The following is a 20,809-nucleotide window of genomic DNA, read 5'->3' as shown; positions in this document are numbered from 1 at the left end:
ATAAACCCCTTTCCTGTCTAAGTGTATCGGGTTTCGTTTTTTACTGTCAATGCTCAATCGGAGATAGCTTATTCCTTCTTTTTTTCGGGTAAAAAGTTTACACTTAGAATAAGTGAAACGTATCACAGTATCTATAGACTAGGGGGCAATGAGCGGTATGGCTTACGCTCAACAAGAGCTTAAACAATGTATTGAACAAGCCGTCGGTCATGCCAATGCATACCAACGAGCTATAATCGCCTCATATTCATGGCAAGTCGAGGCACAAGACGTCAGCACACTGACATTTGGGACACAAGAACGTTTTTATTTTACGACACCGGATCGGTCCATGCGTGCAATTGGTTTTGGCATCGCACAACAATTGAAGACTTCTGGACATGATCGTTTCTTACGGATGCAATCGAAGTGGGCAACCTTGAACCGGGATCATGTCGGGAACGATTTGTTTGCCTTTTGCGGATTTTCGTTCGCTGAACTGAAGCAACCGGACTATCGTTGGTCTGCTTTCGGGGAAGCGTCGATGACGATTCCGAAATTTTTATATCTGGAGCAAGACGGGCATACGACCGTAACGATTTTCGCGTTTGTCGAACCGCAGTCTAACGCGGAAAAGATTCTGAATCAATTGGCCGTCGAATATGCGGAGCTGCATACACCGAAATCTAGCCAGTTCGTTACACGCATTCGTTTGACCCGTGACGGAAACGATGCGTTCGAAGCGTCTTTCCATCAAGCGACACAACTGTTAAAAACGACCTTAAAAAAGATCGTGTTAGCCCGGGAAGTCGTTTATGAATTAGATCAACCCGTCGATCTGGCCGGACTTGTTCAAGAGCTTGAATCATCACAGCCCGGCAGCTATATCTTTTTCTTTCAGCCGACACTGGAAGAAGCCTTCCTTGGAGCCACGCCGGAACGTTTGATTCTAAAAACCGGTCAGGAAATTCAAACGGCGGCTGTTGCCGGTTCAGCTCCGCGCCACGAGTTGGAGCAGACGGATTACGCGCTTGGACAAACGCTTTTACAGGACGATAAAAACCGAGTCGAACATGCGATTGTCGTTGATTCCATCGAACAGACGTTGCGCGGACTTTCGACGCGATTCGAAAAACCCGATCAACCGATGTTGTTGAAAAACCGCCATATCCAACATCTGTATACGCCGATTACTGCCAGCCTTTCACCTGAAGTCAGTCTGTTTCAGCTGATTGAAAAACTTCATCCGACTCCTGCCTTGGGCGGCGAGCCGAAGGAAGCAGCTGTTGCGGCAATCCGGGACATCGAGACGTTTGAGCGCGGATGGTACGGTTCACCGGTTGGTTGGATGGACGGTGCGGAAAACGGTGAATTCATCGTTGCGATTCGGTCAGGTCTGTTTACGGACCGCTCTGCTGTTTTGTATGCCGGTTGCGGCCTTGTCGAAGGGTCACGCCTGCAGAGTGAACTCGAAGAAACCGGAACAAAATTATCACCAATGCTGCAAGCACTTTCGCAACTCTGTACCATAGAAAAGGATGATGTTTATGTTGACTAAATGGGTGCATACATTAATCGATAATCTAGTCCGCAGCGGAGTCCGTGATTTCGTCATCAGTCCGGGATCACGTTCGACGCCGCTTGCGATCGCTGCTTTTCTTCACCCGTCTAGCCGCACCCACGTCCTCGTTGACGAACGGTCGGCTAGTTTTTTTGCTTTGGGATTGACGCGAACTGACGACGCGTTGCGTCCTGTCGCCTTGATTTGTACGAGCGGTACCGCTGCAACCAACTATTATTCTGCCGTGACGGAAGCCAATATCTTTGAGTTGCCCTTAATCGTCCTCACAGCCGATCGCCCCCACGAATTACGCGGGGTCGGAGCTCCTCAAGCCATCGATCAGGTTGGTTTATACGGCAAACAGGTCCGTCACGCTTTTGATCTACCCTTGCCGGAAGAAGCAGGACTCACGTACGTCCAACACGTCGCGCGACGCGCTGCGTTGCTTGCGATGACAGAACCGGCTGGTCCTGTTCAGATCAACGTCCCTCTTCGCGAACCGTTGATTCCGGAATTGGACCTGTTACAGACTGGCCAATCCGTCGGGCGTCCATTACGTGCTATCGCTCCGTCACTCTCAGAGGAATTGAGTGAAATTTTATCAATTCCACGTCTTTTGATTGTCATCGGACCTCAACTTTCAGCAACGGATACACAATTCATTCTGGATTACGCGGAACGTTCGCATATTCCCGTCCTCGCTGACCCGCTCAGTCAAGGTCGTCAGTCTTCGTATGCGACCGTTTTCGGGTATTATGACACGTGGTTAAAAGATGAAACCGTTCAACAGAAAGCCCGCCCGGAACATATTTTGCGTTTTGGAGCGATGCCGACGTCAAAACCATACCTGCTGTGGTCAAAGGACATCCCGACGACCGTTGTCGGGCATCCGGGAAATTGGCGTGATCCCCAGTTGCATGCTGAATTTTTAAGCGGTCACCCGAGTCAGCTTCAAGCGATGCCGGAGACGGCGCATGATATCTCGTATCTGCATACGCTGCAAGCAGCAGAACAGACTGTCGCAGTCGTCTTTGAGACACTGGATACCGAACAATTGACGGAGTACAACGTCGTGCGTGCCCTTGATGTATTGACGCAAGGCAGTCTGTTCGTCTCGAACAGCATGCCGATTCGTGATTTGGACACCTTCTTACCGACCGGCACTCCACTCCGGATTCTTGCGAATCGAGGAGCGAATGGCATTGACGGTATCGTGTCGAGTGCACTTGGTGCGACGTATGACGCCGACCATCGCTACTTATTAGTCGGGGATCTGGCGTTCATCCATGACATCAACGGCTTGATGATGGCGCGGACGCGACCGATGACGATTTTGTTGATCAACAACACAGGTGGTGGGATTTTTAACTTCCTCCCCCAGCAAACGTTGGATCCGGCCGTCTTTGAACCGCTTTTCGGAACGGCACAAGAACTGGATTTCCGTCATCTGGCTTCCGGCTATGGTGTCGACTATCAACTGATTTCCTCAATTCCGGATTTAAAGACTGCCTTGCAGACTACTCCGGTCGCGACACGCATTCTTGAAATCCGAACCGACCGTCCGGAAAACGTCCGCTTACACCGTTGCATTTGGGAGCTGACGAACCAAGCCTTGCAGGAGCGCTTCCGATGAAGCTTCGCCAACACGAGTATCATGTAGAGATCACAGGCGCAGGACCACCACTTTTATTGCTGCACGGTTTCACGGGAAGCAGCGCGACCTGGTCCGACTTGAGCATCCGTTTGGCGTCGCACTACACGGTCTACCGAATCGATTTACTTGGACACGGTCGAACCGCACCTGCTTCTTATCAACGCATGCGTCTGACCGAGCAGGTGAAGGATCTAGAAGATTTGCTCGCTACACGGACGGAACCATGGACCGTCTTGGGCTATTCGATGGGCGGACGGATCGCTTTGATGCTCGCCGTCACGTCACATCGTGTCCGGCAAACGATTGCCGTCAGCACGACTCCCGGTCTTCGTTCTGCCGCTGAACGGCAACTCCGGCGCCAAGGTGATCGGATGCTTGCTCAACGGTTGATGACGGATGGGCTTGTCGCCTTCATCGACTACTGGGAATCGATCCCGCTTTTTGCAAGTCAGCAGCATCTGCCGATCGAGACACGCCGGCGCATTCGCAACGGACGTCTGACCCAGTCCGCTGAAGGTCTGGCCGCTTCGCTTATCGCACAAGGTACCGGAAATATGCCTTCCGTCTGGCAGTGGGTCAACCATCCGTCAATTGAATGGATTGTCGGTGCGGAAGACGAAAAATTTAAAAGGATCGCGTTTGAAGCTGCATCACCCGAAAAAATTCATGTAATTCCCGGAGCATCACACGCCCCACATATCGACCAACCGGAAAAGTTTGTTACAATGGTAGAGAAACTACTCTTAATTAATTAAATGGGGGAATTGAAATGAGATACGTTCCAGAATGGGCAGCTGCCCGTAGTTACGAAGACATCAAGTATGAAAAATGGAATGGGATCGCCAAGATCACGATCAACCGTCCTGAAGTACGGAATGCGTTCCGTCCACAAACCGTCCATGAATTAATCGATGCATTTTCACGGGCACGCGATGATCAAAATGTCGGTGTTATCGTCTTGACTGGTGAAGGTGATCTGGCGTTCTGTTCAGGCGGCGACCAAAAGGTCCGCGGTCATGGCGGATACGTCGGCGAAGATGAAATCCCGCGTCTGAACGTTCTTGATTTACAACGTCTGATTCGTGTCATCCCGAAACCGGTCATCGCAATGGTTGCAGGATATGCCATCGGTGGCGGACATGTTCTTCACCTTGTATGTGACTTGACGATTGCAGCAGACAACGCCAAATTTGGACAAACTGGTCCTAAAGTTGGTTCGTTTGATGCTGGATACGGTTCTGGTTACCTCGCCCGCGTCGTTGGTCATAAAAAAGCGCGTGAAATCTGGTACCTCTGCCGTCAATACGATGCACAACAAGCACTCGACATGGGGCTCGTCAACACAGTCGTGCCACTCGCTGACCTCGAGCAAGAAACCATCCAATGGTGTTCTGAAATCCTTCAGCATTCACCAACGGCACTCCGTTTCTTAAAAGCGGCATTCAATGCTGATTCAGATGGTCTTGCGGGTATCCAGCAATTAGCAGGTGATGCGACATTGTTGTACTACACGACAGATGAAGCAAAAGAAGGACGCGATGCGTTTAAAGAAAAACGTGATCCTGACTTCGGACAGTTTCCACGATTCCCATAATACAAAAAAGGTTCAATGTCGAAAGACTTGAACCTTTTTCGTATCATCATCCAGAAAGGACGTGACGTTTTTTGTACCCTTGGATTTATACCCGCGCCAAAGAACAGCCGGATGATCCGGCACTGATCACCGACACCGAACGTTTGACCTGGTCCGCGCTTTACACGAAAGCCCATCAATTGGCCAGCTCCTGGGCACTTCTTCTCTCAAGAGGTGACCGGATTGCCTTGTACGGCCCCTCAAGCACTGCCTACATCATCGCCATCCATGCGGCGCAGTTACTTGAATTAACAATCGTTCCAATCAACATTCGGCTCAGTCAGACGGAAGTGAACGCCCAGTTGAAACGCGCGGACGTTAAATACGTCATCTCGGATCGTCTCCTCGATTCGAAGGTCAAACGTCTGCCGTTTCAAGCGACGCGTCAAGCACCTGATATTCTGGTGCGTCACATGCCGAAACATTACATTCAATCCATGTTGTTTACGAGCGGAACGACGGGACAACCAAAAGCCGTCGAACAGACGATGCTCAATCATTTTTCGAGTGCGATGAACGCTGCCCGTCATATCGGTTCGTTGCCTGACGATCGTTTTCTCGTCGTCACGCCGCTTTTCCATATGAGCGGCTTAGCCGTCGTCTACCGGTCCGTGATTTATGGTGCTCCACTCATCCTGGAACCCCATTTTTCACCGAACAAGACCATTCACTGGATCAAAACGGAAGCCGTCACGCACATCTCGCTTGTCTCCGTTATGTTGGACCGGTTACTCGAAGCAGGATTACGCCGTTATGATTTACGCGTCGTCTTGACCGGGGGTGGTCCTGTTCCATTACCGATTCTGACCCGCGCACTAGACCGCGGTATTCCTGTCATGCAGACATATGGGATGACCGAAACGGCTTCACAAATCGCCACGCTTTTGCCGGAAGATGCGATTCGAAAAATCGGCTCTGCCGGTAAAGCCATTGCCCCGACAGAAATCCGCATCACCCGTTATCAGGAAATCGAAGTCAAGGGACCGACTGTCATGAACGGCTATTTCGCAAATTCAGATGCGACTGCGGCTGCCTTTACACCTGACGGTTATCTAAAAACAGGAGACCTTGGACGGATTGATCCAGAAGGTTACTTGTATGTACTCGACAGACGGAGTGATTTAATCATTTCCGGTGGCGAAAATGTTTATCCGGCAGAAGTCGAAGCTGCGTTACTGTCGATTTCAGGCGTCACGGAAGCTGGGGTCGTCGGCCGCTTTGATCCGACATGGGGGCAGGTGCCGGTCGCATTCATCGTCAGCACGTTGGAAGAAGCATCCGTCCGGCAACAGATGGAGCGCTTAGTCGCCAAATACAAATGTCCGGTCGCCTATATTTACCGTGATACATTACCGCGCAATGCGAACGGCAAGCTGATCCGCCGTCAGTTAAAGGACTCGTTATGAAGATCGAACTCCGACACGCTGAACTATTTGATGTCCGTTTGACGTTCCGGCAACCGATGCACACAGCGATTTCGACCTTGGCGGAACGGCAGACGACGATTCTCCGTCTGACCGACCAGGAAGGACGGATCGGCTACGGGGAAGGTGTCGCATTCGATACACCTTGGTATACAGCCGAAACACAAGCCTCACTGCGTGCTTTGTCGCCGTTGCTTTATCGTCTGCTCAGCGCACAGCCTCTCTCTGCCCCGGCAGATGTCACGGAACGTTTCCAATCCATTCAAGGCAATCAAATGGCAAAAGCAATGTTTGACGGAGCCGTCTACGAATTATTTGCGCAAGCTCAAGAACAATCACTCGCCTCCTATCTCGGCGGTGATGAGAAAACGGCGATTCCGTGCGGAAAAGCACTCGGCCGCTCTTCTGCCGTCGCGACGGTCGAAGCAGTCGGACAGGCGCTTGCAGACGGCTTCGGACGCATCAAGCTGAAGCTCGCCCCGACAGATACGCATATTTTGGAGCACGTCCGAGCGGCGTTTCCGCAGGCACCGTTGATGTTTGATGCGAATGGAAGTTTTCAATCAGCCGACCTCCCTGTCCTTCAAACGTGGGACACGTTTTCGTTGGTCATGATGGAGCAACTGTTTCCGGCAAATGACTGGTTACGTCATCAACAGGCTGTTTCCTTGCTGAAGACACCCCTTTGTCTGGATGAATCGATTCAAACGACACAAGATGCTGCCTTGATGCGGACCTTACAAGCAGGTCACATCATCAACATCAAGCCGGCTCGCCTCGGTGGTTTGACGACGGCGCTAGAAGTCCGACAGATGTCCCCCTACTGGTTAGGCGGCATGTTCGAGAGTGGCATCGGACGACGACAAACGCTGGCATTCGCCACTTTACCCGGGCTCGCTTATCCGATCGATATGGCTGGCACCGATCAGTATTTCGTCGAAGATCTGCTTGAACACGACTACGTCGTCGAAAACGGAAGCATCCGCTATCAAGAGCATCCCGTTTCGCTCGAACGCCTTCATCGTCTGAGTCAATCCCGTCTCATTTTGTAACAAAAAGAGCAACGGATTCGTCTTCACCGGACTCCGTTGCTCTTTTTTTATCCTGATGAAAAGCTTGTGCTTAATCGACTTTCGTCAAGATTTCATAGCCGTCTTTTAGAACGATGACACTATGCTCAAACTGAGACACGAGGCTTTTGTTTGGTGTATATAAAGTCCATCCGTCCTTTTCATCCTCCATACAGAATTCGTCTCCTGTCGAGATGAACGTTTCGACAGCGATGACTTGCCCTTCTTTGAGCAGGTCATTTTCTTCGCGGCTGAAGTAGTTCGAAATCGATTCCGGTTCCCCGTGCAAGGTTTTACCTAATCCGTGACCTGCCAGATTACGAATGACAGTAAATCCACTTTTCCGTGTTTCTGCATAAATCGCTTTACCGATCTGATTGACCTTTGTTCCGGCCTTGACCTTCTCCAATCCTTTTTCGAGCGCCGACAGAGAGACTTCGACTAAGCGAACGTCTTCCGGACGGCGTGCTTGCCCCGCAATGACCGTTTTTCCCGTATCGGAATAATAGCCATTCTTGACGGCTGAGACATCGACATTGACGATATCGCCTTCTTGAATGACATACGCGCCAGGGATCCCGTGCGCCGCCACTTCGTTGACGCTGATACACGTCGCACCCGGAAAGTCGTACATGACGATTGGCGCCGATTCGGCACCATGTTCTTTAAGTATGCGTGCACCAATCTCATCTAATTCTTTTGTCGTGATTCCCGGTGTGACCGCCTTCGCCATCTCATCGCGTGCAATCGCAACAATCCGTCCAATTTCGCGTAACGCTTCATAATCATAATCCAACATCATTCATTTCCTCCTCATTCACTTAGTCGTGCTTGATATAGGTATTCGGCTGAAATATCAGCAAATAGAAACATACCGTTACTCAGCGGCATACTGAACGTCCGTGTTTGTTCGCCCGAACTAAAATCGACATATCGATCAGACAGGTAACCGGTATGACGTCGTTCCATCGCCACTGTCGTCCGGATGAAATACGGTCGGAAACTCCAGTTGTATCCTCGATAGAAGGAGTACCGTTTCCAGTCCCCGCTCTTTTTACTGATATTCGACGATTGTTGGAAGCCATTGGCATCCGTAATATAAAACCGGATGAATTCAGGTTCCATCTTCTTCGCCAACATCAACAGCCAATCATCAAGTGCTTCATCTGGTTTGACTGTCTGGCAATATTCATTAAAGCGAATCGTCCAGTCTTGCTCGAGTTGAAACAACCGGTTCATCTGTTCCCGGTCATATTTGTAAAACATCGGTACCTCATGCAGAAGAATCTCCATGCCGGGACATGTCGTCACCCAGTCCGGCGTCGTTTCGCCTAACAGATTCCCCATGTAGTACCGTCCACCATGCTGCCAGGCATAACGCAACTGACCTAGGTGACTGATGTTTTTGTAAAGTAACGGCGCCCCGAGCTGATCACAGAGATGTTCCATCGTCTGTAACAGGTGGGGGTAACTGGCAGAGACCGTTTTTTTCTCGATCATCGATGCTAAATCGACGATCAGCATGTCCGGTGACATCGAAAACACCCGTTCGAGACTTGTCGCTTCCGCCCGGTCGAGTGCCACTTTCAGACCGGAATTCTGATAGTAGGCGACGATTCGACCAAGACGGTCAAAATCATCCACTTGCACGTCGGTTAATGTGACATACAACCGTTCTTCCGGAAAATCAATTTGTGCATCACGTAAGATACTCAAGAAATCTTCCCCACCGTTTTCAAACAACCAAGCCGGTCGGCAACGAATCAGGACAAAGGAATGTGCATCGGCCGGCACTTTTTGAAACGCGTGCCGGATGACGTGACTCATCATTTCCAATTGATACTCAATCGGAACGTCATCTTCTTGAAAAAATGGTTTTAACGGTTCTCCACGGAAATGTGACTGAATTTCATACCCTTCTACTTTAAAAGGCGCCGCACCAACGATTGGTTGGAACCAGGCCTCAATCTGTTCGGGATGAACAATGACATCTAATGCATCCATTCTGCTCCCCCCTCTTCTCTTGTTCCATCTTATCAAAAAAAGAACCTCTCTGTAATCAGAGAGGTCCCGTCTTTAAAATAAGGTCGTATCTTTTCTGATTGCGATGTACAGATAAACACCAAATGTCGCCGTGAGATAGATGATGCTGAGGACACCGTATTGAATGCCGGTCGCCCCGCCTTTCCCAATCGCAAGGACAAGGAAAATAATCCCTCCGAACAGCAGGCTCGCCAACGGAATATAACGGAAATGCCCTTTCGTCGTCCGCTCACTAATTCGTTTCGTCGCGACGACAAGCACAATCAGACAAATGAATGCTACAGCGTAGATTGTATACACGAACGATTCCGCCCTCTCTATATCTTTCATTGCTCATTTTATCATGACAGTTCATAAAAAAGAACCGACTTGTCTGTGACAAATCGGTTCAAACTTCTTATTTTTCAAAACGTGGTTTACGTCCGCCACGGTTGCGATCACTTTCACTGCGGTTACGGCCAGCGTATCCACCTTCACGACGATCTGATGACGATGAAGAAGAACTACGGTTTCCTTCAGATGGGCGACCGCCTTCACGACGTTCTCCACCACGCGGGTTGCTGCCGCGGTATCCGCCACTGCTACGGTTAGAAGAAGAACCAGAACCTGATCCACCTTTGTTGCCGTAAGGACGACGGTTTCCACCGCCACCGTTGCTACCAAAACGTTTGACACGGATTGGCTCGATTGAAGAAATTTGAACTGGCGTTGCATCCGGCTCTTTCGTCAATCCTTTAAGCGCTGCTGCGATTAATTCAACTGCTTCATACTCTTCAAGAAGTTCTTGAGCGAGTGTTGTATACTCTTGCGAGTTTTTCGCTTCTACACGTTTGATTAATTCTTGTGCAGCAAGCTTCAAGTTACCTTCCAAGATTTCGTCAAGTGTCGGTGCGTGACGACGTGACATTTTCTTGTTTGTTACACGTTCGATTGTTTTGATTTGACCAAATTCACGTGGTGTAACAAATGTGATCGCTGATCCTGTTTTACCAGCACGACCTGTACGACCGATACGGTGAACATAGCTCTCCGGATCTTGTGGTACATCGAAGTTGTAGACGTGAGTGACGCCTGAAATATCAAGTCCACGTGCCGCAACATCTGTCGCAACAAGGATATCGATTGTTCCTTTTTTGAAACGACGGATGACTTGGTCACGTTTCGCCTGTGTTAAGTCACCGTGTAAACCGTCAGCCGTGTATCCGCGTTGGATAAGACCTTCTGTCATTTCATCAACACGTTTTTTCGTACGACCGAAGATGATTGAGAGTTCCGGAGAATCCGTATCAATCAAGCGGCAAAGGACGTCGAATTTTTGGCTTTCTTTTAATTCGATGAATGATTGATCGATGTTTTCGACTGTCATTTCTTTTGCTTTTACTTTGATGTGAGTCGGAGTCGTCATGAAACGATCTGCGATTTTACGAATCTGTGGTGGCATTGTCGCAGAGAATAAAAGTGTTTGACGAGTTGGTGGAAGTGTACCCAAGATTTTTTCGATATCTTCCACGAAGCCCATGTTCAACATTTCATCTGCTTCATCCAAGATGACGGTTTGAACGTGATCGAGGTTTAATGTTTTGCGGTTCATGTGGTCCATTAGACGACCAGGTGTCGCGACGACGATTTGCGGGTTCTTACGAAGCGCACGAATCTGACGGTCGATTTGCTGACCACCGTATACTGGCAAGGCATGAACACGTTTTACTTCACCAATGCGGTTAAGTTCTTCTGCTACCTGAATCGCAAGTTCACGAGTTGGAGCAAGGATCAACGCTTGGATATGACGCGATTTTGCATCAAGACGCTCAATCGTTGGAATACCGAATGCCGCTGTTTTTCCTGTTCCTGTTTGTGCTTGACCGATTAAGTCAACGCCGCTAAGACCGACTGGAATTGTTTCTGCTTGGATTGGAGTTGCTTCTTCAAAGCCCATTTTTAGGACACCTTTGATAAGTGCCTCACTAAGATTTAATTCACGAAATGTTGTCAATGCTAAATACTCTCCTTTGTCATATGAAAAGCGTCTGCCACTAAACAGACGCTACCGTAACGAATACAATCGACTACCTATTATAGCAGAAGCTCATCCTTAAAGATAGAGGCTATTTCTGCATATAATAATGTTTAGGGAAGTCACCATCATAATCGTTGCCATAAGGGCGAGGGAAAGGCATGATGCCCGGACCGTTCAACGCTTGAATTCGCGCCGCTTGCCCCCACTAGTGATGGGGTTTTATTTGGAAATGGTCGCCGGTAAATACCAGCCGCAACCACCAAAATGATGAATTCCTAACTATTTATTCGAAACGTAGGTTCAATGGGCTAACTTATTTCGTTAACCGGATACCCGTTTCATGTTTTTCTATTTTTTTGTCTTTCAACAATCGACCTAAAGCACGTTTGAAGGCAGCCTTACTTAGGCCAAATACCTCATCAATCGTCTCAGGAGGTGTCTTATCACCATACGTCATCTGACCACCATGTTCAAGCAGGTGAGTCATAATCAAATCCGCATCGATGTCGATTGCCTCGTGAGCACGTGGTCTTGCTGAAAGTAATACTGTACCATCTGGCTTCACATTTGTCACCCGTAATTTCATAACTTCTCCAAGACGCGGCCACCGCTCCATCTCTTGTTCATGCAGAAAACCAATCGTTTGTTCGTTGACCCAGACGTTTACACCCGGATCACGTTGGGCGAATACAAGCCCTTCAACATCCATGTTATTCCACTCTTCCGGTGCTGGTGTCGCACGTAAGTTAAAATAAGCATAAGGAGCTGGATCTCCGAGCAAACGAAGTTTTTGATCGTGTTTCAGACGGATGTATAATTGATCTCCTTCTTCCGGCCAAAATGTCCGGCGTTGCGGTAAATCGTCCAGTGAGACCAAAACATCTTTCTGAATACCAATGTTTGCGAAGACACCTGTATTGTAGCGTGTCCCGTTGATCGTCGTTTTGACATAGTCCTCAAACGATGCTTCCGGAATCGTCATCGACGACGCGAGACGCCCTTCGTTGTCCTGATAAAGAAAGACCTCTACTTCTTCATCGAGCTCTAACTTTCTAGTTTGTTCATTATTATGAAGTAAGATGTCTTCTTCCCCGTTACTCAAGAAAACACCGAATTCTGCTTCTCGTTCTACTTTTAATGTGACAACCTGCCCTGCGCGTAATGCCATTTGTGGTCATCTCCCTTCTATGAGTTCCATTGATTTCTCCCGGTTTCTGCGTATCACCTACCATACTATACTCTTTTTCCTCCCCTCTCTGACATGAAGCAAGCGGGATCAAATATGACATTTCTGTGAACGGTTCTGATTTGAGTGATTTTTTTGACAAAAAGAGCTATGATAAAACAATAGGAAAAAGAAGGTTTAGTTTAGGTAAATATGGGGGAGAAATATGTTTCATAACATTCAATCGCGTTCTTTCGCAAGACGCTTTACAAAAACATTGGTATTTGCATTTTTTGCATTCCTTGCAACGATCGGAATCGTTTTCGCAGAAGGTTCGAACAGTACTGATCTGTCTCCGAAGACACCAGCACTCCAACATATCGATACACCCTAAAATCTACACCTTCCGTGTGGATTTTTTTATTTTTTCCGAAGTTTTACTGGGCGATACAGGAAATCGGATGTTCATCACGAATTCTTTAAAAGGTGTCATTACCATTTAACTAAGGAGGGCAAGTCATGTGGTTTTATCTTTTTACGACGCTAACGGGTCTCATCAGTACATATTTAAGCTATACGTCCGGTTATTACACGGATTCAATCGGTGTTTTCGTCTTCACACTCGCCATTTGTTTGTCGCTCTCTTCGTTCAGACAGCTCCTTCGGACGTCTCATCAGTCCTATCATGAATATGTGCAGCATCGTCGTGTCAAAAAGCAGTATGAACGCATGAAAAAACGGGAACAATCCTACCAATTGTCTTATGATCAACGCGAATCGATTCCACCACTTGCATTATCCGCGACAGAACAGCATGATAAATAAAGAATCTGATTTAACTTCTTATTAGGAGGAACCGAGTCACTATGAATGAAATACCTTTATCAAACGGTTGGACCCTTCGTTATTCACCTGTCATTGATCTTTGGCTGAAAGAAGACGGTGTGTTGCTTGTCGATCATGAGGACAAGGTCCGCTTGACACTGATCCTTGACGAAGAGTCGATGGAGATCAAACAGATTGATAATACCAATGCTTCTTTTTCGATTGACCCGACCACTCGGCGTTTAACGTTTGAGCTTGGCGAAACCGAAGAGGAATCAGAACCGCGTTATTGGGAATGATGAGGAAGACTGGGTGCGATACCCGGTCTTTTTTTGTACAATAATAAGGAATGAGGAAAAGGAGTCTGATGCCACTATGTTACGCACTATCATCTGGTTCATTTTTTTTGGACTGGTTCTACCCCTTACATTACCGTTTCTTCCAGGGGCAAAACGTCGAACGCACGCTGCGCGGTATGCTTATACGCAAAAAGTTGCACAAACTTGGGCCAATTCACTGTTGCGTCTTGCGGGCGTCACAGTTCGCATGACGGGACAAGAACACATTCCCGCTGATCAACCGGTTGTTTTCATCGCCAATCACCAAGGGAATTTTGACGTACCGATTTTACTTGGTAAGATCGACAAGCCGAAAGCCTTCATCTCAAAAATTGAAGTCAATAAGATTCCCATCGTCAATGTCTGGATGAATCTGATGGGGTGTGTCATGATTGACCGCAAAGATCGCCGGCAATCCCTCAAGGCTATCCGTGCCGGAATCGAAACGATCAAGGACGGACAATCCATGATCATCTTTCCGGAAGGGACGCGTTCAAAAGGAGGACCGGTTGCCGAATTCAAAGCAGGCAGCTTTACACTTGCGACGTCAAGCGGTGCGCTCGTCATCCCGATCGCGATTTCCGGCAGCTATCGTGTCATGGAGGAAACGGGACGTATTCGCCCGGCCACTGTCGACGTGACGATTTTAAAACCCATCGATCCTGCGACGATGACTCAAAAAGAGTTAGTCCAAACGGTCGAACAACAAATCAAGGAAATTGTAGAAGGAGTCTGACATGTTACTTAAAGTCGATCAACTAAAAAAAGAATTCGCCGATAAGATTGTTTTCGAAGATGTCACGTTTTCCGTAAGTCCCGGTGATCGAATCGGGATCATCGGTGTCAACGGTACTGGAAAATCGACATTACTTCATATATTAGCCGGACAAGAAACAGCTGACTTTGGTGAGCTTCATCACCCAAATGATTACCGGATCCGCCTGCTGTCGCAGTCAACGGATTATCCGGAAGATCAAACGGTCATGCAAGTCTTATTGTCTGGAAACACACCAACGATCAACGCCCTGCGCCATTATGAAATCGCCCGCCTCGCCCTTGAGCAGGATCCCGCAAATGAAACGTTATTGACGCGATTCATCAGTGCGCAAACGGAAATCGATGCTGCGAATGCATGGGACACCGAATCACGCTTGAAAATGATTTTAAATAAACTGGGCATCACGAATCTCGAAGCAACGATCGGTTCGCTGTCCGGCGGTCAGCGCAAACGTGTCGGTTTGGCGGAAGCCTTGTTAGACGAGGCCGATTTATTGTTGCTCGATGAGCCGACAAACGAATTGGATGCTGAAACCATCACTTGGCTTGAATCACAGATCAAAGAGTACCGGGGTGCCATCTTACTCATCACCCACGACCGGTATTTTTTAAACCGTGTCACGAACCATATGATGGAGATTGCCAACGGAACAGCTTATTTTTATGTCGGGAACTACGAATCGTTTCTTGAAAAACGGGCCGAACGCCGTGAACGGACTGCTTCGATGGAAGAAAAACGCCAAAACATCTTGCGCCGTGAACTGGCATGGTTACGGCGCGGGGCAAAAGCGCGGACGACGAAGCAAAAAGCACGGATTCAACGGGTCGATGCCTTGCAAGAGTTATCGTACGAGGAAGATGAAGCAGCGCTCGAAGTTCAGGTCGGTTCGACACGGCTCGGCAAAAAAGTCATCGAGGCCGTCGCTGTCCATCAACAGTTTGGTGACCGGACATTGTTCAGCGACTTTAACTGGTTGTTCGGTCGCAAAGAACGATACGGGATCGTCGGTCGAAACGGCAGCGGGAAATCGACGTTGTTATCGATTCTTGCCAAACGTTTAGAACCGACGAGCGGCGAGATCATTCATGGCGAGACGGTGAAGGTCGGCTTTTACGGTCAATTTGCCGAATTCAGTCACCCCGAGCGCCGTGTCATCGAAGAAGTCGAACGGATTGCCCAGGTCATCACGACGCTGGACGGACAGGAAATCACGGCAAGTCAGATGCTCGAACAGTTTCTGTTTAAGCCGGAGGCACAGTATAAACCGATCGGCAAATTATCCGGCGGCGAAAAAAGACGTTTGAAGCTGTTGACGATTTTGATGGATGAGCCGAACGTACTGTTTCTCGATGAACCGACCAATGACTTGGATACAGAAACCCTTTCTGTTCTCGAAGACTATTTGGAATCGTTCCCGGGAACGGTCATTACCGTCAGTCACGACCGCTATTTCCTTGATCGCGTCGTCGATCGGTTACTCGCCTTTGAGAACGGAGAAGTCGTGTCTTATTACGGACAATATACCGATTACTTGGAGCAACGGGAACCCGCTCCTGCCAACGCACCGGTCACGAAAGAAGTTGTTCCTGTCGAAAAAACAGTCGTTGAAGTACCGAAAAAATTAAGTTATCAAGAGCAGCTCGACTGGAAAACGATTGAAGCTCAAATTGAAGAAGCTGAACTTCATGCTGAGTCACTTGAACAGCAACTCGCTTCGTCAGGAAGTGACCTTGGTCAGGTCAATGACATCTACCAACAGATCGAACAAGCAAAAACGCAGATCGATCAATTGATGGAATACTGGACCTACCTCTCTGAAAAAATTGAGGCGTACGACAATTATAAAAAGTAAGTCCCTCCTCCTTTTCTGAATCGTATCCCTTCGTCCACGAGACGTCTGGATACGATTTATTTTTTTGAATTGAATGAACTGGGAAAAAGCAGTGTATGATAGAAAAAAGACGGGAAAAGTTGGTTAATCCAGTCACGTCATCGCAGGTCATTTTTAGGAGGCGGTTTGATGCAGCAATCTCCCTATTTTATAAAATGGTTCCCACCACTGCTCCTCATTTCAGTGACGTTAATGCTGATTGCGTCTACGCAGGAATCGATTTCAAACATCATCGTCGAGCAGGTGTTACAGTATCTCTCACTTTTTTTGATTGCTTTTTTTATCATCGTTGCTTACCGAAAAGAACAGCAACTGATTGTTCCACGCCGGAATTTTTGGTTGCTCGCTCTCGGATCGCTTACCTTGTCGGTTATCGGTTCCATTTTGCAAACCATTCATTTGTTCAGTTTTTCGGATAACTTTTCCGGAATTTATAGCTTAGTGTTGTTTTCGTTGTCGCATTACTTATTCTTGTACGCTATTTTTTACCGCGTGGCCTCTAAAAAAAGTTTTGGTCAACATGTCCTGGCGTTTATGGATGCGATGATTCTGGTCATTTTTTTGGCTCTCGTCGCGTTTCACGGTCTTAACGAATGGGTCAATCCTGCAATCAATCCGTTTCCCTATTCGTTAGTCGTCATCATCAATACATCACTTGGTCTGTTCGTATTTTTTTACTTTTTCTTCATCCAAGAGACCCATTGGGTCTCACGGACGACTCTATTTTTACTGTTTTTGTCGATTTTTATTCGGGGCATTTATGAAATATCATCCGTCTATTTCCCGGAATTCACGGCTCAATATTTGATTTTTTCACCGATATTGATTCGTTTAGCTCAAAGTGCAGCAATCCTTTGGCACATCGACCATATTTATGAGGGTTCGGATACGTCATCGATCGTTCAAAGAGCCTGGCTTCCCTTTTTGTCCTTACCTTTATTTGTTCACTACCTGATCGAGCAAGAAGGTGAGAAACGTGACATCTTTATCATTTTATTTTTATTGATCATCCGACAGATTTTGATTACGAGACAACATACATCGATCGTCAAACAATTAGATACACGAAATGAACAATTGGCGACACGCATTCAACACCGGACAGAACAGATCAGGGAAAGTGAACAGCAGGTCATCCCGCTTTTTTTAGGTCACCCTGACCCGATCGTCCGGTTGAATCAAACACAACAAATCATCTATGCAAATCGTTCTGCTCAACAGCTCTTCAAGTTATCCGCCATGACGATTGATACGCCGACAAATGAACTCCAACACTTGCAAGCGGCACTGGCTAAAGGAATTACCCGCTATCACAATGAAGCGCATCAACAATTTGAATTGATTCCGATTCCCATCAAAATCGCCACAGTACCTGTTGGCCATTTTTTGATTCTTCACGACATTACAGAGCGGATGAAACGAACACAACGGATTGAATACCATGCTTACCATGATGGATTAACGGATATCGGAAATCGCCGTTCACTCGAACGAACGTTTCATCAAAAATCGTCCTCCCTCAACTATCTGGCACTCATCGATCTGGACGGCTTTAAGCTCATCAACGATACGCACGGCCATGAAGCCGGTGACTTCATCCTGATCGAAGTCGCGCAACGTCTTTCCGCTGAACTGCACGGGGAGGAATCCGTTTATCGTCTTGGCGGAGATGAATTCGCCTTGTTGACGTCCGCTGAAGATGAGCTGTCGTTACGCCGGCGTTGTAAACACTTCTTGACGTTGCTGTGTCAACCGTACGTTTATCACGATCAAGCTTTATCTGTCACCGCTAGTATCGGCATCGCCCGTCAAGAGGACGGGGCTGATTTGGAACAATGGATCAAACAAGCTGATCTTGCCATGTATCGGGTTAAAAACCACGAAAAAAACGGGATTGGCGTATACCGATCCGACGAAAAAAACGAGTAACTTCGTCTGAACGAGAATGGGGGGCCGATTTTTACATCGGCCCCCCATTCTGTATAACGGCCAACTTTTGCGTCAGCCTTTTCTTCTTATGCTTCCGGACGTGGTGCGATATTGCCTTCTTCGATGTCGAGCAACAAATCAATCAGCTCGGCGCAAAATTCAGGGTATTGCCGTAACAGTGCATCTTCTCCGACCTCATCCACAAAATCAGCTAACAGAATCCGGACTTCCGGAACAAGTGCTTTAGCAACTTTCATATAGGCAATCGCAAAACGCCACTTGCCTGAGATATACAGCAACTTCCCAATCAGTAAGTCTCCTGTTTCGACCTCAATCTCCGCTAAGTCAGTCTGATACGTCTGTTTTGACATGATGTCGACGACGCCTTCTTCTTCGACGAGAAACAGCGACGGAACCGGATCCGCCAATCCTCTCAGCGCCCGATACAAACTCGGTGACATGTCTTCCTTGACTTGCTCCAAGAAACGACCGTGTGGTGTTTTTCCCTGTTCATCGGTTTCATAAAAAATCGCCCAATCGACAAACAGATCACGGAATAATTCAGCATCCTTTAGATACCAACGGCCTTCCGTTGCAATTTCTTCGATGAAGGCGACCCAGTCCGAACTTCGGGCAGTCGCCGCTTCTTGATACATCGTTTTAAGCGCTGTATTCATCTCTGCTTCCGATACAGTCGTCGGAAAAGGGATTATCTTTCGCTCACTTTTCATCGTGTCGGTCCTTTCCGGTGTGGGTTCGCCGGTCGTTTGATTGTTTCCGGTTCAGTGACTTCCCGTTTCGGAATCACTTCTCCCCGATAGATCTCCATCTCTTCCATCTCCACACCCATTTGTTTCGTCAATGTTTTCAGGTGTCTTAAATCGTGATCCGTGACAAGAGCTAACACCATTCCGGAAGCATTCCCACGTCCCGTACGTCCCGAACGGTGAACAAAGTCATCAAATGATTCAGGTAAATCATAATGCACGACATGTGTGACGGCTTCGATATCGAGTCCGCGTGCGGCTAATCCCGTTGTCACGAGTAACGGGAACTCTCCGCGTTTATACGAACGCAGCGTCTCCATCCGTTCCCGCTTTCCTTTTTCAGCATCTAAAATCCGATACTTCAATGAAAACTTGCTTAATTCTCCATTAAGCGGTCCCAAGAAAGAACGGTTATTGATGAAGGTCAGTACTTTTGCTCCCTGCATGTTTGCCAACCGGCGTAAATATTCAGGCTTGAGACGGCGTGACATTTCGATATAACCAAATTTCACTTGTGTGCTGACGGCACGTTCGACGCGAATGCGTTCCGGCTCGTTTGCAAACAATGTTTTCCCCCACTCGGCTGTCCGCTCCGGTAATGTTGCCGAAACAAAAGCCAACTGCCGGTCACGGAGTGCACTGTTGGCAATCCGCGTTGCCGATGCACTCATGCCGCTCTCATAAATTTGATCCGCTTCATCTAAAACAATCAGCTTTACTTTGTGCATCTTGAGTTTTTTAGAATCAATCAATTCCACCAGACGTCCCGGTGTCCCGACAATGATTTGAGGTTTTTTCTTCAACCGTTCGTGTTGACGTTTTAATTCGACGCCACCGATGAAGGCACCTGATTTAATCCCGCTGCCTTGTGCAAACAGTTGAATGACTTGGTGAATCTGCATGACGAGTTCACGTGTCGGTGCTGTGATGACGACTTGAATATGCGGCTCCGCTGCGTCAATCAATTCTAACGCCGGAATGACATAAGCCAATGTTTTTCCGGTTCCGGTCGGTGCTTCGACCAACACATCTTTTCTGTCCCGTAACAACGGAATCGCCTGTTCTTGGACCGGCATCATCGTCTCGAAACGTGCACGCTCCCATGCTTCTGTAATAAAAGGTTTCATAAAGTCCATAACGTGTATTCTCCTACTCTCTTCTGCATCATTCTGTGACATATTCAAATTGATCGGTCGTTTCGTCACGCAGACCACGTAACGTTTGTGTGTATTCGTTTCCGGCGTCGATGAGCCGGATGTGATATACCACTTCCTGGTCATTCTTTATTTCTTCCGTCAAAATATCGAACCCTTGAATGACCCGGTCTTGCAGTTCATTCGCCAGTTTCGGAAACTGACTGAGCACCGGGTAATCGGATCGGACATCACTCGGGCGACGAATCAGCTTCGCCAAGTATTTTTCTTTATATCCGATGAAGTCTTCAAAATCAAAGTCATCTTCAAAACGAATCCAAAAGCCGTCTTCCTCAAACTCCGTAATCATTCCCGTTCGCGGTGTTCCTTCAGTCGATACTTTTAACGTCACCCAATCACCTGCTCTATAATCGGCACGGTCTTCCAACAGCAAAAAATCCATTTTATGCACCTCCACGGTCTATATTCCCTTTTTCATTGTCAACGATACTTCATAAAATTACAAGACAACCTGATGTGACTTTTATCACAACACAAACTGTCCCTTTGCTTTTTGGAAAAAAAGAGTGATACAGATTCAG

20 protein-coding genes are annotated in these 20,809 nt (G+C 47.8%); 12 read left to right on the top strand and 8 right to left on the bottom strand.

Annotation, left to right across the window (positions count from 1 at the left end; genetic code table 11):
• The first annotated feature begins 157 nt into the window (after window positions 1–157).
• The 6 genes from D3D03_RS12490 to menC all read left to right on the top strand — a co-directional run bounded on the left by D3D03_RS12490 (window position 158) and on the right by menC (window position 7,303).
• Entirely contained in the window at window positions 158–1,537 is a 1,380-nt protein-coding gene (locus D3D03_RS12490) for an isochorismate synthase (protein ID WP_119923738.1), read from the top strand.
• Window positions 1,527–3,173, top strand: coding sequence for a 2-succinyl-5-enolpyruvyl-6-hydroxy-3-cyclohexene-1-carboxylic-acid synthase (gene menD / locus D3D03_RS12485; protein WP_119923737.1), 1,647 nt, complete (start codon window positions 1,527–1,529; stop codon window positions 3,171–3,173). The genes D3D03_RS12490 and menD overlap by 11 nt, the downstream gene beginning before the upstream one ends.
• Window positions 3,170–3,949: a 2-succinyl-6-hydroxy-2,4-cyclohexadiene-1-carboxylate synthase gene (gene menH, locus D3D03_RS12480; protein WP_119923736.1), complete on the top strand. Its 780-nt coding sequence runs from the start codon at window positions 3,170–3,172 to the stop codon at window positions 3,947–3,949. The genes menD and menH overlap by 4 nt, the downstream gene beginning before the upstream one ends.
• Window positions 3,950–3,963: 14 nt before the next feature.
• Window positions 3,964–4,788: a 1,4-dihydroxy-2-naphthoyl-CoA synthase gene (menB, locus tag D3D03_RS12475; protein WP_026833807.1), complete on the top strand. Its 825-nt coding sequence runs from the start codon at window positions 3,964–3,966 to the stop codon at window positions 4,786–4,788.
• 71 nt (window positions 4,789–4,859) lie between these two features.
• Window positions 4,860–6,233 (top strand): o-succinylbenzoate--CoA ligase, encoded by a 1,374-nt coding sequence (menE, locus tag D3D03_RS12470; RefSeq protein WP_119923735.1) that lies wholly within the window; start codon window positions 4,860–4,862, stop codon window positions 6,231–6,233.
• Window positions 6,230–7,303 (top strand): o-succinylbenzoate synthase, encoded by a 1,074-nt coding sequence (gene menC, locus D3D03_RS12465; protein WP_119923734.1) that lies wholly within the window; start codon window positions 6,230–6,232, stop codon window positions 7,301–7,303. Before menE ends, menC begins: the two co-directional genes overlap by 4 nt.
• A 70-nt stretch (window positions 7,304–7,373) precedes the next feature.
• Here menC and map read toward each other — a convergent pair whose 3' ends face one another.
• The 5 genes from map to D3D03_RS12440 all read right to left on the bottom strand — a co-directional run bounded on the left by map (window position 7,374) and on the right by D3D03_RS12440 (window position 12,549).
• The gene (gene map, locus D3D03_RS12460) at window positions 7,374–8,120 is read right to left on the bottom strand and encodes a type I methionyl aminopeptidase (RefSeq protein WP_369877630.1); all 747 of its coding nucleotides are present in this window, start codon (window positions 8,118–8,120) and stop codon (window positions 7,374–7,376) included.
• Between the two features lie 14 nt (window positions 8,121–8,134).
• On the bottom strand, window positions 8,135–9,325 hold the full coding sequence (locus D3D03_RS12455) for an EAL-associated domain-containing protein (RefSeq protein WP_119923733.1): 1,191 nt from the start codon (window positions 9,323–9,325) through the stop codon (window positions 8,135–8,137).
• A 72-nt stretch (window positions 9,326–9,397) separates the two neighbouring features.
• Complete coding sequence (locus D3D03_RS12450; RefSeq protein WP_026833812.1) at window positions 9,398–9,664, bottom strand: hypothetical protein; 267 nt, start codon at window positions 9,662–9,664, stop codon at window positions 9,398–9,400.
• A gap of 97 nt (window positions 9,665–9,761) precedes the next feature.
• The gene (cshA, locus tag D3D03_RS12445) at window positions 9,762–11,357 is read right to left on the bottom strand and encodes a degradosome RNA helicase CshA (protein ID WP_026833813.1); all 1,596 of its coding nucleotides are present in this window, start codon (window positions 11,355–11,357) and stop codon (window positions 9,762–9,764) included.
• A gap of 337 nt (window positions 11,358–11,694) precedes the next feature.
• On the bottom strand, window positions 11,695–12,549 hold the full coding sequence (locus D3D03_RS12440; protein WP_119923732.1) for a S1-like domain-containing RNA-binding protein: 855 nt from the start codon (window positions 12,547–12,549) through the stop codon (window positions 11,695–11,697).
• 223 nt (window positions 12,550–12,772) lie between these two features.
• On the opposite strand from D3D03_RS12440, the gene D3D03_RS16825 reads away from it, so the two are divergent.
• The 6 genes from D3D03_RS16825 to D3D03_RS12415 all read left to right on the top strand — a co-directional run bounded on the left by D3D03_RS16825 (window position 12,773) and on the right by D3D03_RS12415 (window position 18,307).
• Window positions 12,773–12,940, top strand: coding sequence for a hypothetical protein (locus D3D03_RS16825; RefSeq protein ID WP_012369521.1), 168 nt, complete (start codon window positions 12,773–12,775; stop codon window positions 12,938–12,940).
• 125 nt (window positions 12,941–13,065) lie between these two features.
• The gene (locus tag D3D03_RS12435; protein ID WP_026833815.1) at window positions 13,066–13,371 is read left to right on the top strand and encodes a hypothetical protein; all 306 of its coding nucleotides are present in this window, start codon (window positions 13,066–13,068) and stop codon (window positions 13,369–13,371) included.
• A 41-nt stretch (window positions 13,372–13,412) separates the two neighbouring features.
• Window positions 13,413–13,670 carry a hypothetical protein gene (locus D3D03_RS12430; protein ID WP_012369519.1) on the top strand — a complete coding sequence of 86 codons (258 nt, stop codon included), beginning with the start codon at window positions 13,413–13,415 and terminating at the stop codon, window positions 13,668–13,670.
• Between the two features lie 76 nt (window positions 13,671–13,746).
• Entirely contained in the window at window positions 13,747–14,445 is a 699-nt protein-coding gene (locus D3D03_RS12425) for a lysophospholipid acyltransferase family protein (RefSeq protein WP_119923731.1), read from the top strand.
• Between the two features lies 1 nt (window position 14,446).
• Window positions 14,447–16,339: an ABC-F family ATP-binding cassette domain-containing protein gene (locus tag D3D03_RS12420; protein ID WP_119923730.1), complete on the top strand. Its 1,893-nt coding sequence runs from the start codon at window positions 14,447–14,449 to the stop codon at window positions 16,337–16,339.
• A 168-nt stretch (window positions 16,340–16,507) separates the two neighbouring features.
• Entirely contained in the window at window positions 16,508–18,307 is a 1,800-nt protein-coding gene (locus D3D03_RS12415) for a sensor domain-containing diguanylate cyclase (RefSeq protein ID WP_119923729.1), read from the top strand.
• 86 nt (window positions 18,308–18,393) lie between these two features.
• Here D3D03_RS12415 and D3D03_RS12410 read toward each other — a convergent pair whose 3' ends face one another.
• The 3 genes from D3D03_RS12410 to D3D03_RS12400 are packed head-to-tail and all read right to left on the bottom strand — an operon-like array spanning window position 18,394 to window position 20,670.
• Window positions 18,394–19,038: a hypothetical protein gene (locus D3D03_RS12410; protein WP_119923728.1), complete on the bottom strand. Its 645-nt coding sequence runs from the start codon at window positions 19,036–19,038 to the stop codon at window positions 18,394–18,396.
• Window positions 19,035–20,210 (bottom strand): DEAD/DEAH box helicase, encoded by a 1,176-nt coding sequence (locus D3D03_RS12405; RefSeq protein ID WP_119923727.1) that lies wholly within the window; start codon window positions 20,208–20,210, stop codon window positions 19,035–19,037. The genes D3D03_RS12410 and D3D03_RS12405 overlap by 4 nt, the downstream gene beginning before the upstream one ends.
• A 28-nt stretch (window positions 20,211–20,238) precedes the next feature.
• A complete protein-coding gene (locus D3D03_RS12400) occupies window positions 20,239–20,670 on the bottom strand; it encodes a hypothetical protein (RefSeq protein WP_119923726.1) in 432 nt (143 codons plus the stop codon).
• Window positions 20,671–20,809 lie beyond the last annotated feature (139 nt).

The organism is Exiguobacterium sp. RIT452 (assembly GCF_003598705.1).
GTDB lineage: Bacteria > Bacillota > Bacilli > Exiguobacteriales > Exiguobacteriaceae > Exiguobacterium_A > Exiguobacterium_A undae.
Note: the sequence above shows the minus strand (reverse complement) of the source record. Positions and strands in the feature narration are given on the sequence as shown.